A 13,963-nucleotide genomic window follows, 5' to 3' on the forward strand; every position below is an offset into this window, starting at 1 on the left:
GGAAGACGATCGGCCAAAGCCGACCGTCAAGCTTAGCGGGTGAGGTCATACGAATAGTCCGTCACGCCCGTCTCGCTTGTCTCGCGATCGAGCTTGTCGAAGATCTTGTCCAGGATCGTCGTCAGTACGCGCAGCCCGCCTTGGTAGCCCATCAGCGCAAACCGATGGTGATGGTGGCGATCGAAGATCGGAAACGTCAGCCGGATCAGCGGCGTGCCCGTGTCGCGCTCCAGATACTTGCCATAGGAGTTGCCGATCAGCAGGTCCACCGGCTCGGTGAAGAGCAGCGAGCGCAACGCCCAGAGGTCCTTGCCCGCCCAGACTTGAGCACCCTTGCCGAAGGGCGATGATGCAAGCAGCTCCTTCAACTCCGCTTCCCACGCCGAGGTGCCGTTGGTGGCGAGGCAATGGGTCGGCTCGCCGCCCGTCTCCATGATGAAGCGGGCCATGCCGTAGACAAAGTCTGGATCGCCGTAGATGGCGTATTTCTTACCGTGCAGCCAGGATTGGCTGTCCGCCATGGCGTCAACAAGTCGACCGCGCTCCAGGCGAAGTGCTTCGGGGATTTGCTTGCCGGAAATCGCGGAGACCTCCATCAGGAAGTCGTCGGTTGCCTGGACACCGAGAGGGTAATGGAACGAGGCAGTCGCCTGCCCTACCCCCTCGCAATACTCCAGTGTTTTTCGGGTGTTGTAACGCTGCAGCGACAGCGTCGCCTCGGCGTTGAGTGCCTTCCTCACCTCTTCGATCTTCGTGCCGCCGTCATACATGCGGTATTCGCCGTCCGACGGCGTGTCGAACTGGTCAGAGGCGTCTTGGATGAAGGTATAGGACACGCCTATCAGATCGAGCAGGCGCTTGAGTTCCCGATTGTTGCCAACACAGAAGCCGTCGAAGCCCGGAATGATGTTGATGGTTCCCTCGGCTTCCGTTCGCTCCTCGCCCTTCCAGAAATGCTCCAAAATGCCCTTGACCGCAACGTCATAGCCGTCGACATGGCTGCCGACAAAGGCCGGCGTATGGGCGAATGGGACGTCGAAGTCGCGCGGGACCGAGCCTTCGTCCTTGGCGTTCTCGATGAAGCTGTGCAGGTCGTCGCCAATGACCTCCGCCATACAAGTGGTCGAGACGGCGATCATCTTCGGGTCGTAAAGTTGGTACGTGTTGGCGAGCCCGTCGACCATGTTCTTCAGGCCGCCGAACACTGCCGCGTCCTCGGTCATCGAGGAGGAAACTGCCGAAGCAGGCTCCTTGAAATGGCGCGACAGGTGCGAGCGGTAATAGGCGACGCAGCCCTGGCTGCCGTGGACGAAGGACATGGTTCGCTCGAAGCCTGCGGCCGCGAACACCGCGCCGAGCGGCTGGCAGGCCTTGGCGGGGTTCACGACAAGCGCTTCGCGAGCAAGGTTCTTTTCGCGGTATTCCCACGTCTTGGTGAATTCGCCTTGGTCGGTAACGATCTGGTCCGGGTGAGGACATTCGAAATTCAGCCTCTTCTCGGCGAGCATCTGCCTGTATTCCGGCTCGCGGAACAGGGGCGCGTGGTCGAGAACTTTTTCAGCCGACTGCGGCATGGGTGGTTACCTCTTTCCATCTGGCCCGCCATAGGGCAGCACAGGGACGTCGAAACGTTTCAGGTCTCCCGCGGACAAGCGGCCACAGGCGTTCACTGCCTCCCGGCTTCCGGGAGGCCAGGGTTTCATTCGGCTGCGATCGCCGCCGACGGCTCGGCTTTTTTCTTCCAGGGAGCGTCGTAGAGGTTCCAGACCGGGTTGTTGATGGCCAGGTCCATGTCTCGGGCGAAGATGGCGAAGCCGTCGTAGCCGTGATACGGGCCGGAATAATCCCAGGAATGCATTTGACGGAACGGTATGCCCATCTTCTGGACCGGGTACTTTTCTTTGATGCCGGAGCCCACGAGATCAGGACGGATCCCTTCGATGAACTTCTCCAGCTCGTAACCAGTCACGTCGTCATAGATCAGGGTGCCCTTCTTCACGTAGTGGCCGGTGCGCTGATAGTCGTCGTTATGGCCAAATTCGTAGCCAGTGCCGACGATCACCATGCCCAGGTCCTCATATGCGGTGACGACGTGACGGGGGCGCAGCCCGCCGACATAGAGCATCACCGTCCTGCCTTCGAGGCGCGGCCGGTACTTGGCGATTACGGCATCGACCAACGGCCGGTATTTGGCGATGACCACCTCGGCCTTGGCCTCGATTTCCGGCCCGAAGTGCTTGGCTATCTTGCGCAGAGAGGCTTCAGTCTGGGAGGGGCCGAAGAAATTGTACTCCATCCAGGCGATGCCATACTTTTCCTCCATGTGCCGGCAGATGTAGTTCATCGACCTGTAGCAATGGATGAGATTTAGCTTCGCCTTTGGCGCCCGCTCTATTTCGGCCAGCGTAGCGTCGCCCGACCAGTTGCCGACCACGCGCAGGCCCATCTCCTCAAGCAGGATGCGCGAAGCCCAGGCGTCGCCGCCGATATTGTAGTCGCCGACCACATTGACATCGTACGGGCTGGCCTCGAACTCCACTTCCTTCTTCTCGAACACCCAGTCGCGGATCGCGTCATTGGCGATGTGGTGACCGAGGGATTGCGAGACGCCGCGGAAGCCCTCGCAGCGCACCGGCACGATTGTCTTTTCGTGCTCCTTGGCCTTGTTGCGGGACACAGCTTCGGTGTCGTCGCCAATCAGGCCGATCGGGCATTCGGATTGCACAGTCATGCCCTTGTTCAGCGGAAACAGTTCCTCGATCTCGTCGATGATCCGTTCGAGCTTCTTGTCGCCGCCGAAAACAATGTCCTTCTCCTGGAAATCGGAGGTGAACTGCATGGTGACGAACGTGTCGATGCCGGTCGTGCCGACGTAGTAGTTGCGGCGTTGAGACCAGGAATATTGCCCGCAGCCGACCGGCCCGTGCGAGATATGGACCATATCCTTGACTGGACCCCACACCACGCCTTTCGAGCCGGCATAGGCGCAGCCGCGAATCGTCATCACGCCGGGGATGGACTTGATGTTCGATTTGACCTCGCATTCGGAAAGGACCTCGCTTTCCTCGCCAGCCTCGTCGCCGCTCTTTGCGACGCTGAGGTGCTTTTTGCGGCGCTTCGCCGACTTGTCAGGATATTGCGACAGCACTTCCTCGATAAGCCTCGCATGGAGGCCACCGTCATTCTCGTATTCCAGGCTCATGGGACCCCTTTCAAGGTTCAGGGTGACGCCTCACCGACGAGGCGCCGTTCTTTGAAAGACGCAGCAGGTCAGGCGGCGCCTCATGTCGGCAGCGGTCGCTACTGTGCGGCCGCCTTAGCCGCTTCCTTGACCTGAAGCTCGGCAAGCATCTGCTCGTCCGTCTTCATGATGCCGAAGTCGAGCAGCATGTCCTCGAGCTCCTCCATGGTGATCGGGGTCGGGATGGTGCCCTGGCCCGAATTCCCATGGATCTTCTCGGCCAGCGCCCTGTATTCCCCGGCCTGCTTCGAGTCCGGCGCATACTGGATCACAGACATCTTCCTGAGCTCGGCGTGCTGGACGATGTTGTCGCGCGGCACGAAGTGGATAAGCTTGGAATTGAGCCTGGAAGCCAGCGCTTCGGCGAGGTCGAGCTCGCGGTCGGTTTGGCGCTCGTTGCAGATCAGGCCACCGAGCCGCACGCCGCCCGAATGGGCGTATTTCAGGATGCCCTTGGCGATGTTATTGGCGGCATAGAGCGCCATCATCTCGCCGGACATGACGATATAGATTTCCTGGGCCTTGTTCTCGCGGATCGGCATCGCGAAACCGCCACACACCACATCCCCGAGCACGTCGTAGGAGACATAGTCGACGTCGTCGTAGGCGCCGTTCTCCTCGAGGAAGTTGATCGAGGTGATCACGCCGCGGCCGGCGCAGCCGACACCCGGCTCGGGTCCGCCCGACTCCACGCATTTGATGCCTTTGTAGCCGACCTTGAGTACGTCCGCGAGTTCCAGGTCTTCCACCGAACCTTCCTCTGCCGCGAGATGCAGGACGGTATCCTGCGCCTTCGCGTTCAGGATCAGGCGGGTGGAGTCGGCTTTGGGGTCGCAGCCGACGATGAGGATTCTCTGCCCGAGGTCGACCAGGGCGGCGAGCGTATTTTGGGAGGTGGTGGACTTGCCGATGCCGCCCTTGCCGTAAAAGGCGATCTGACGCAAACCTGACATGTAGCTTTCCTTCCTTCGTTCCCATTCATCGCGGCTGCCGCGACATGAATGCCGGTCGGGCAGCTGTAGCCGCCTCGCACCTAAGGTTCTCAAGACTCGTGCCAATTTGGCTGATCGAACCGAAGAATAATTTCACGGTTACTTTTCAGGGGTTTAGCTTGAGTTCCAAGAAAGGATCGTCGGAACAGCCCGTGTAGCGGACGCGACATTGGCGACACAAAGCGTCGGATCGCGATCCTCAGTCACCGCATTCGGTTGAACAGCATCGTTGTATTGAGGTGGACGAACAGCATCTCGACCCTCTGCGGGATGCTGCGAACTCTTCTGTGCCCGCGAGCTGACGTGCTTGCTCAACGCGTGTCCAAGTGGACACTCCGCCGACTTTGCGCGCGATCCTAGCATACCACCGATCCAACGGCCACTAATCCGGGGCACGGGCGAATAGTTCCGCTATATCAGACCCGAGGGACTCGTTTTACTTCTCGGCGCAGGAGTTCAGTATCGGCGTCATCGCCTTCACATGTCCGTCGATCCGCTCGAGCACTTTCGCTGCGACAACGTCGCGCTCAGGCAGATGCCACCAGTACTCGTTGACGAGTTTGACCGTCTCGACCACTGCCTTCAGGACTGCCGGCTCCGGAAGCCTTGCGCGGTTCGCAAATGCTTTCCATCGCGGTGCTGCTAGCGCCTTAAACGAGCGCTCTCCTCCAAGCGACAGCGCCATGGCGTCGGCGGGAATATATGGCACGGTGGACAGGAGGTCGTAGATCGGTGCAAGCGCCGGCTTGTCGCCGTTACCGGGATAGATCAAAGACCAGTTCTTCAGGTGCATGTCGCCATTGCCGGTGATGACGGTCAGTGCCAGGCGGCGGACGAACTCGAGAGCCGCCGTAGGCGAGACGGCCACGCCAAGAGCCAAGGCTATGTCGTGATAAGCAGCCCCCTCATATTTGCGCGAGGGATAGACACCGAAGACCTGAGCGAAATCCTCGATGTGTATCCTCTCGCCACCGGCGCCGCGATCGAAGCGTTTGACGAGAAGGACCTTGCCGTCAGACAGCGTGTTGAATTCTTCGGGAACGCCCTCAAAATCGGACTTCTCGACCAGTTCGCATTCAGGAACGTCCATGCCGATTGCTGCTGCCAGCGCCAGGTTGGCGAATTCGTTCTCGGAAACGCCCGGAAAGGCCGTCGGAGGGAACTTGGCAATGTACCGGCCCTGCTCGTCGTCCATCGGCAAGGTAAGGCCGCCGCCTTTTCCAATGTTCTTCATGACCGACAGCTTCATCTGCACGCCGGCAAGCGAGAACCGTGCCTTGGGCTGATCCTTTGAAGCATCCTGCGAAACCGCTATCGCGCCGTCACTGGGCAACGCCCGTACGGCTCCCGGCAGATCGGCGCCTAGTGCCGCTAAAAGATCGAAGTCATTGCCTGGCCGCACATTGCCTTCGTGGTGCCTTTCCATCGCCTCGCGCAAATTCTCCTCCGGCAGGAGGTTCGCGAAGAAAGCGGGCAAGGCGCTTGCCAGAGGCTTCGGATCTTTCCGCAATCCTCCCGTCGCTGCCCGGAACGACAGGCTGAGAACCGGAAAGCCGCCCGTCGCGCGGTAGGCCTCATCGAAGTTGAATGCATTGAAATCGCCTGGCGTCCTGACGATCGTGCCGATCTTCACTGCATTCAAGAGCACGTCCAGCGACGGGATCGCCTTAGGTGCGCGAAAGACTGGAGCCATGATCGTCATCGTCAGGTTGAGTAACAAAGGCGGGTCGATCGTCATCATCATGCGGACGCAATAGAGCCTGGACAGCCGGCACCATGACTTGCGGAACCAGCATCATTTCCAGGCCGAGCGCGCGAGCGATATTCATGAGCGTCGTTGCACGCGCGGCTGCGGCTCCCTTTTCGATGTCGCGATATCGGGGACGGGATATACCCGACAAATCAGCGACCTGCTCCTGCGTCATCGCAGCGGCCAGCCTCGCCTGCCTGAACAGCCCACCGATTTCGCGCAGAATTTCCGATTGAGAGTCCATATGATACGTCAACGATCCATTTCAATGCTAGATGATATGGGAGGGTATCTTATCCAGCGATCGAGTCAACGACCTATGATCTGTTAGCGTATCTTCCATAGGTAGAGTGATACGCAAAGAGATCAATCTTCCTGCCTTGGCGTCCCCGACGGTGAACGCGGTCCGAAACTAACCCCCGATCAGCGCTCCGAACCCATCGGCATGTTAAATCAAGGCAGTCCGGCAGATGAAGGCGCTCGTCTCTTCGCGTCCATACGACCGACCGGCGCATGACTCGGGATCAATGTGGATCGGTACTCGTTCATTGCAATGGCTTTGTACCATGTACTCCCTGCCGGTCTCCCGCCGCACCTGGTGTTCCGACCCTTTCAGGGGCTCAGCGCGGTTCGCATGACCGATCATACTGGATCAAGCATCGACATAGCCGTCGAATACCCTTTGCTCTCGGCTGTCCGTTCGAGCATGGCGGGGCGCCTCCCTGATCACGAAGCAGCACCCGAACAATCCGCGACCAGCGCAAATCCCCCCACATCCGCATCTGGCTGAGTAAGACTAGGCGCCCGCCGCTACGCACGGGCGACGCCGGCATCAACCGGCGGGCAGATGCGCCAAGGGCAACAAGCGCGCCTGACGCAACGCCGCCAGATCAGCCGAGCCGGTGCAGAAGCAGGCGACGGCCAACTGGCGAATGAGGATCTCGAAATGCGCGACAACCGCCTCGGTGGATACCGTAGCCGCGCGCAGCACGCCGGCCGCCTGCCCGGCGATGTCCGCGCCCAGGCGGATGGCCTTGGCCACGTCGACGCCGTCGCGGATCCCGCCCGACGCGATCAGCTTCACCGCTGGCAGCGCCTGACGTACCGCCTGCACACTGGCCGGGGTCGGGATCCCCCAATCGGCGAACGCCATCGCAACTGTACGGTCGGCGGCATCGGGGGCCCGCTCGCCCTCCACCGCGGCCCAACTGGTGCCGCCGGCGCCGGCGACATCGATCACCGCCACGCCCGCCTCGACGAGCGCACAGGCCACCGAGGCGGACAGGCCCGACCCGACTTCCTTGGCCACGATCGGCACGCCCACGCTGCGTGCGGCGCGAGCGATCTGCGCCAGGACGCCGCGCCAGTCGCGGTCGCCTTCCGGCTGTACCGCTTCCTGCAGCGGATTGAGATGGACGATGAGTCCATCGGCCTCCAGTGCATCCACCGCCCGGCGCGCGAGGTCCAGACCGTCGGCGTCGCGCAGTTGCGCGGCGCCGATATTGGCAAGCAATGGAACGTCTGGGGCCAGGCGGCGCAGCGCGCGCGTCAGCCCATGGGAGTTGCGGGATTGCAGGCTCACGCGCTGCGAACCGACGCACATGGCGATCCCCAAGGCTTGCGCTGCCTCGCTCAGATGCCGGTTGATGGACTCCGCGCGTGGCATGCCGCCGGTCATGGAGCTGATCAGCAGCGGCGCGCGCATGGTCTTGCCAAGCAGCGAGGCGCTGAGGTCGATCTGCGTCAGGTCCAACTCGGGCAATGCGCAGTGTTCGAAACGAATGCACTCCCAGCCGGCGGCCTTGGCCCACGCCGTTCGCCGATCCAGCACGATGTCCAGGTGGTCGTCCTTGCGCCGGCTCAGCTTGGTGTCGCTGATGCTCGCCCCATCCGCCGCATCGGGCGACGGCGTTGCGTCGGATCGGACCGACGGCAGCGCGCGCACGCCGCCGTTTCCCGCGCGTTCAGGCCGGCGCACGCTCGCCTCCCCCCGCAGCGTCGCTGCGGTAGCGGCTGGTTGAGGTCTGGTAGTACTGCGCGCGGATGGCCGCCATGGCTTCGATCAACGGTCCCCACGGCGGTGGAAAGGGTTCTTGCGCCATCACCCGGTGCAGCATGCGTGTGTGGCCGGCCAACTCGTCCGTGAGGAATTCCACCACAGGCATGGCCGGATAGCGCTGCAGCAGCAGGATCGCCGCGTTATCGGCTTCGCCGGCCGACCTATCCTTTTCGCGTCCATGCAGATCGTTCTGCAAGCGCCCTATCGCGGAGATGAGCCGCAGGACCTGGCGAAACGCCGGATGCGCGCGCAAGGTCGCCATGTCCAGCCCCCACAGCAAGGACAGGCAACAGAACACGTTCGTGTAGGCGATCGAATCCACGCCGTTCTGCAAGTACTCGGCGTAGGACCAGCGCTCCTCCCCTGCCGCCTGCGCGTGTCCGGCGCGCAGCGCCGCGCAGTAGCACCGGGTATGGTAGAGAAGCTGAGCATAGTCGCGACGATCGTAGGCGAGCGCGGCGAGCGAAGCGCGCAGCACAGCACAGCCCTCGAATCCGGGGAGCGCGCACGGCACGCCTTGCCCGAGCGCCTGCTCCACCGCGGCGAGCTGCTCCGGCGCGATCAGGTCAAGGTCGTTGCAATCGTCGAGCCAGAACAGCAGCGCCAGTTCTCGATAGAACGCCACGATCAGCGTCTCGTCCAGCGGATCGCGGCCCGTGCGGGCGCTGGCGTCGCGCAGGCTCGGATGGATGCGCTGCAGGATGTACTGGCCGCCCCGGACAGCTTCCACAGCATGCTCGTCGGCGAACCCAGTCAGGGAACGCCCCCACTCCAGCACCTGCTGCAGGGCGCGATCTGTCGGGATCATGGCCCCGCTCCTGCTCCCTCGGCCGAGACGCGCCGCCCCCAACGAAGCGCCAGCCACAACCCGGCGAGTTCGGCCACGCGCACCACCCGAGTGGGGCAATACAGTTCCTTGCCGATCCACAGCGGCGTCTGGGGCAATTCATGCGCCGCGTGGCGGGCGAGCATCCACTTCAGCGCACGCGCCACCGCCTGCGCGATGCGCCGGCGCCCTGCCGGCGCTTCGCTCCCGTCCATCACGTGCAACGCGAACAGCGCATAGGCGGTTTCCTCGAATGTGGACGCGCGACCGGCGCCCCAGCCGCCGTCGTCGCGCTGCGTCCGCAGCAGCCCGGCCAGCGCGCGCTCGTCGCGCCAGTGGGGGTTGCCTTGCGCGAGCGCAGCGACCGCATGCGCGGTTGGATACAGCCACGAAACGTGCCATTTTTCGTTGTCCCATACACCGTGGGCGTTGCGATTGGCCTGGACGTAGGCGCTGGTGCCGGCCGCGGGTTTTCCCAAGATTCGCAACGCATGCAGGGCATGGATGTTGGTCGACACCGAGGCATTGCGCTCGCCCGGGAAGGTGACGAACAGCTCGCCGGTTTCGAACTGGCGCAACGCGTCGGCCGCCGGGTCGCGGCCTGCAAGGCGAAGGACGCACAACGCAACGGCGGTGTCGTCCGCATCGGCCGCGAAGTGCAAGGCAGGGCCCAGACCGCGGACTCCGAGGCGGGCGTCGAGTTGCGCGATGATCACTTGCACCGCCTCGGCGAGCGCGGGATGCGCGAACAGACCGGCCAGATGCAGGGTGTACAGCGACCAGCATGGCTCGAACACATTGATCGGCCAGACATTGGGAACGACACCTTCAATGCCGGTGCGCGTTGCCCGCGATGCCGCCTGCAGATACCCGTCGGTGCGCCCGACCTGCGGCGTTCTTCCCTGTGTCACGGCGTGCGCACGCCACGCGGCGGTGGCCGCCGGACTGATGCCGATGCTGCCGTCGTCGTCCGGGCATGCGGTGGCCGGCGACGTCCCCCAGGCTTCCCAGGAGTGCAGCAACGGATGGCCGCTCGGCAACGTCGCCACAGCCCCCAGCTTGGCCAGGCGTGCTTGCCGCAACGGCAACAGCGCCGGGTGGCGCGCAAACGCCACGCCGCCCAGCAAGGATGCGGCCTCGTCGCACAACTGCGGCAGGATCAGCTCCGCGCCGATGGGCGCGTCTTCCGGCACCGCATGCGCGTAGGCATCGGGCTGGCGCTCGAGGAACCGGATTGCAGCCTGGACTGCGTCGGCGGCGCCGGGAAGAGGATCGGCACGCTGCAAGGCCAGCAACGCCGCCCACGTGGGCGCATGGCGAAACAGCGGGAAGTCCGCACTTCCCCATCCGCCATCGGCCTGTTGCTGCGCGATGAGCCACGCGTATGCGTCCTGCCGACCGGTGACGTTGCCGTGGAACTGCAGAGCTCGCGCCGTGTCGTAGACGGACGGACCGATGCTGCCGCCGTCGCTCATCTCGCTCAGCAGGTGGCGCAATTCGGAAAGGATCTGTTCGGACAGCGCGTTCACGCGGGATGTTCCTTCTGCAGAGGGCTAACGAGAACAGAAACGGGGACGCCGCGCACGTCGCCGCCGACACGGACACAGTGCAGCATGCAGCGCCCGCCGGCCGATCGCAGCAGCACAGGGGCGAGTCCTTACGGATGCGCACGCTCATGCGTATGGCGCGGACAGATAGAGGTTGGCCCGCTGCAGCATCTGCGCCAACCCTTCCGCACGCGGCCCCAGAGGGGCGATGGCCTCCCCGGCGTCGTGCAACAAGTACAGGGCGAACTGGCGCGCAGCCTGCAGCCCCATGATCGACGCGCAGGTCGGCTTCTGCGCCGCCGCGTCCTTGCCGGGGGTCTTGCCAAGAGTCGCGGTATCCGCCGTCGCGTCGAGAATGTCGTCGGCCACCTGCAACGCCAGGCCGAAACAGGCGGTGTAGCGATCGAGCGCAGCATACAGCGCAGCGTGCGCGGCATCCTCCGCGATGGAGTATAGCGCGCCCATGCGAACCGACGCGCGCACTAGCGCTCCGGTTTTCATCCCATGCATCGCCAGGATCCTGTCCAGCCCGGCGTGCTTTCCGACCAACGACAGATCGATGGCCTGCCCGCCTGCGGCACCCTCGGCGGACACCGCCTGCGCCAGTTCGCGCACGAGCGCGATACGGTTGTCGCCCGGCGCATCCAGGCTCGCCAGGGTGAGGAAGGCGTGGGCCTGCAGCGCATCGCCGACCAGGATCGCAGTGGCTTCGCCGAACTTTACGTGCACGGTCGGAAGGCCGCGGCGAAGCACGTCGTCGTCCATCGCGGGCAGGTCGTCGTGGACCAGGGTACAGGCGTGCATCATCTCGATGGCGGCGCCGACGTCGTCGAGCATGTGCGCCGGCGTGCCCGCCAGTGCGCCGGCAGCTAGACAGAGCAAGGCGCGGGTGCGCTTCCCGCCATGCAAGGTGGCGTAGCGCATGGCCGCCATCAGCTCTGTCTTGTCGTCGTCTTCGGCGCAGAGCAGACGCCCCAGAGCCTGTTCGACCCGCTTTGCGCCGTCCTGCATCCAGATCTCCGGGAGCAGCCCGCCATATGCGCCGCGCGCCTGCGCGCCCAATCCGCCGAATGCGGAAACGCCAATTCGGTCGCGTGGGGTGGAACCGGTCTGCATGTTGTTGATGTCCTTGTAGCTGAGACGGCCACGGCGAGCGCAAGTCGTCACGGTGTTGCCGGCGTCACACGAGTGCGTGCGCTGAGTGCAGCAATGCCGCGCCCCGCCGGCGCCGCTGCCTTGCCACACAGGGCATGCCGTGCCAGCTCATGAAAAGCCTATTCGAATTTTCATTGACGGATGTGCGGTAGGGTAATAGCGCCGGCCTTTTTCGACGTCGCTCAGCAACTGCGGCCGCACCCCGGCCTTGTGCATGGTCAGCGCCAAGGCGATGCAGAACTGCACCATTTCCAGCCATACCAGGTGGTAGCCGATGCAGACGTGTGGGCCAGTACCGAACTGCAGCATGTCCACGGGCCGGATCGGCTCCGTGCGTTGCAGCCACCGCGCCAGGCGGAACTGATCAGGCGCCTCGTGCAGCAGCGCCGAGGTCGAGAAATGCAGCAGCGGGATGCATAGATGGGTGCCTGCGGGAATGCGCCGTTGGCCGAGTTGCAATTCCTGCAGCGCGCGACGCGGCAGGAGCGTGGTCGCCGGATGCAGGCGCAGTGTCTCGCGGAACAGCGCCTCGGCGACCGGACACTGCGCCAGGTCCGCGTGCCGGGTCGGCACCGCGCCCACGCGTTGCGCCTCCTCAACCAGGGCGTCCCACAGCACAGGCTGCCGCGCCAGCTCGATTACAATCCAGGCCATCGTCGAGGCAGTGGTGTCGTGACCGGCAAGCAGCAGCAAGCGAATATTCGCGACCAGGACGTCATCGGAGAGCGGACCGTCGCTGCGGTCGAAGGCGCTCACCATGTCGTTGATCAACCCGGTGCGCGCGGCATGCGCGCGTGCGTCGCGGACGAACCGGCGCAACTGCGCGTCGATCCAGTCGCGGGCGGCACGGCCGCGCCGCAAAGGCAGTCCGGGCAGGTCGACCGGTGGCGCGACGATCAACTGCAGCAATTGCCGGTACTTGCGATGCCATCCCGGCAGGTCCTGCGCGGGGATTCCCATGAGGCTGAAGATAAGCTTCAGCATCAGGTCGCCGGTTTCGCGCAGGATGAGTACCTCGGCGCGGGCGCGCCATGCCTGCACCCGCGCCTGGATGACGGGCGCGAACAGGTCGCCGATCCCGGCCTGGGTCAGCCCCCTGGGCGAGAACGCTGCCTTGATGGCATCGCGCGCCTGCCGGTGCGCGCCGCCGTCCAGCGCAACCAACGTTCCGCCAAGCAATTCGGGCGCGATCTCTTCGATCAGCGCCGAGGACACGTCGTTGTGCCTGAGCAGTGAGAATGCGTCCGGATCCACACAGGTCATGAGATGTCCGGCAGGGCCGAAATCCAGCCAGAAGTGGCTGCCCAGCGTGCGTTGCGCGCGCCGCAGCAGGCGCGGCAGGTCGCAGACAATGGCGGGAAGATGCCCGACCAGGGGGAAAGCGCCAGGCATGACCGGGATGTCGCATCGCAGCCGGTGCCGACGGTTGAGTGGATTGAGCAGCATGTCCATCAGCAGCGCGCCGCCGCCGCCGATTCGGTGTCGCCTGCAGGGTGCGCGGCGCAGCTGTTGCCACCGTCGGCATATGTCGGCACATGCGCCAGCATGCCGCCGTCGATGCACACGAGCTGGCCGGTGATGAACGCAGCATCGTCGGAGAGCAGGAACGCCACCAGCGCGGCCACATCCTCGGGGCGGCCGACGCGCTGCAGGAGCTGGTGCCGGCGCAGATGCCGTTGCATGCACTCGTCCAGCTTGGCGAGGAGACGCTCGGTCATGATAAGACCCGGCGCAACCGCGTTGCAGCGTATCTGAGAGTGACCGTACTGGGTGGCGAGCGAAGCCGAGAGCATGTTCATCGCCGCCTTCGACGCGGCGTAGGACGTCTGCGCCGTGTCACCGCTGAGCCCTTGGCACGACGACATGTTGACGATCGCGCCACCGCCGCGGGCGATCATCCGTGGGATGGCCTGCCGGCAGCAGAGCAGCGTGCCGCGCAGATTGGTCGCCATTGTCTGGTCCCAGACTGCCAGGTCCAGGTCGAGGATGGCGCGGTCGCGCGGGGTCAGATGCATGGCGCTCGCATTGTTCACCAGCAGGTCGACCCCCCCGAAGTGCCGCTCCGCCGTCTCGAACAGCGCTGCCACCGCCTGCTCATCAGCGATATCCATGGCTATGGGCAGCGCGTGGCCTGCTTCGGCCGCGATCTGCGCGGTGCAGGCGATGGCCGCCGAGCCATCAATGTCGGCCACCACCACTCTGCCGCCCCCGCGCGCGATGGCGAGAGCGCATGCCTTGCCGATGCCGGCGCCAGCGCCGGTCACCACGGCCACCTTGCCTTCAAACCTTCCCATCGTGTCTCCTGAATTGCATTGGTCTTTCGCAGCATGCCGCTCGGCCTCCACCGGAGAAGGCGCAGGGTCGGCGCTGGCGCGCTCGTCATGGCCAGCGTC

11 protein-coding genes are annotated in these 13,963 nt (G+C 64.1%); all 11 read right to left on the reverse strand.

Annotation, left to right across the window (positions count from 1 at the left end; translation table 11 throughout):
• Positions 1-32: 32 nt before the first annotated feature.
• Positions 33-1,574 (reverse strand): nitrogenase molybdenum-iron protein subunit beta, encoded by a 1,542-nt coding sequence (gene nifK, locus X735_RS137895; RefSeq protein ID WP_023813983.1) that lies wholly within the window; start codon positions 1,572-1,574, stop codon positions 33-35.
• A gap of 125 nt (positions 1,575-1,699) precedes the next feature.
• Positions 1,700-3,202 carry a nitrogenase molybdenum-iron protein alpha chain gene (gene nifD, locus X735_RS137890; RefSeq protein ID WP_023813984.1) on the reverse strand — a complete coding sequence of 501 codons (1,503 nt, stop codon included), beginning with the start codon at positions 3,200-3,202 and terminating at the stop codon, positions 1,700-1,702.
• Between the two features lie 98 nt (positions 3,203-3,300).
• Positions 3,301-4,194 carry a nitrogenase iron protein gene (gene nifH, locus X735_RS137885; RefSeq protein WP_023706403.1) on the reverse strand — a complete coding sequence of 298 codons (894 nt, stop codon included), beginning with the start codon at positions 4,192-4,194 and terminating at the stop codon, positions 3,301-3,303.
• Between the two features lie 475 nt (positions 4,195-4,669).
• Complete coding sequence (locus X735_RS137880) at positions 4,670-5,926, reverse strand: HipA domain-containing protein (RefSeq protein WP_031213815.1); 1,257 nt, start codon at positions 5,924-5,926, stop codon at positions 4,670-4,672.
• Positions 5,901-6,227: a helix-turn-helix transcriptional regulator gene (locus tag X735_RS137875; protein WP_023813986.1), complete on the reverse strand. Its 327-nt coding sequence runs from the start codon at positions 6,225-6,227 to the stop codon at positions 5,901-5,903. Before X735_RS137875 ends, X735_RS137880 begins: the two co-directional genes overlap by 26 nt.
• A 588-nt stretch (positions 6,228-6,815) precedes the next feature.
• On the reverse strand, positions 6,816-7,862 hold the full coding sequence (fni, locus tag X735_RS137870; RefSeq protein ID WP_031213816.1) for a type 2 isopentenyl-diphosphate Delta-isomerase: 1,047 nt from the start codon (positions 7,860-7,862) through the stop codon (positions 6,816-6,818).
• Between the two features lie 85 nt (positions 7,863-7,947).
• Positions 7,948-8,850 (reverse strand): hypothetical protein, encoded by a 903-nt coding sequence (locus tag X735_RS137865; protein ID WP_023813988.1) that lies wholly within the window; start codon positions 8,848-8,850, stop codon positions 7,948-7,950.
• Positions 8,847-10,397 (reverse strand): hypothetical protein, encoded by a 1,551-nt coding sequence (locus tag X735_RS137860; protein WP_023813989.1) that lies wholly within the window; start codon positions 10,395-10,397, stop codon positions 8,847-8,849. Before X735_RS137860 ends, X735_RS137865 begins: the two co-directional genes overlap by 4 nt.
• Positions 10,398-10,541: 144 nt before the next feature.
• Positions 10,542-11,531 (reverse strand): polyprenyl synthetase family protein, encoded by a 990-nt coding sequence (locus tag X735_RS137855; RefSeq protein WP_023813990.1) that lies wholly within the window; start codon positions 11,529-11,531, stop codon positions 10,542-10,544.
• 147 nt (positions 11,532-11,678) lie between these two features.
• A complete protein-coding gene (locus X735_RS137850; RefSeq protein ID WP_023813991.1) occupies positions 11,679-13,022 on the reverse strand; it encodes a cytochrome P450 in 1,344 nt (447 codons plus the stop codon).
• Complete coding sequence (locus X735_RS0135275; RefSeq protein WP_031213817.1) at positions 13,022-13,864, reverse strand: SDR family oxidoreductase; 843 nt, start codon at positions 13,862-13,864, stop codon at positions 13,022-13,024. The genes X735_RS137850 and X735_RS0135275 overlap by 1 nt, the downstream gene beginning before the upstream one ends.
• Positions 13,865-13,963: the final 99 nt, after the last annotated feature.

The organism is Mesorhizobium sp. L2C084A000 (assembly GCF_000502875.1).
Lineage (GTDB): Bacteria > Pseudomonadota > Alphaproteobacteria > Rhizobiales > Rhizobiaceae > Mesorhizobium.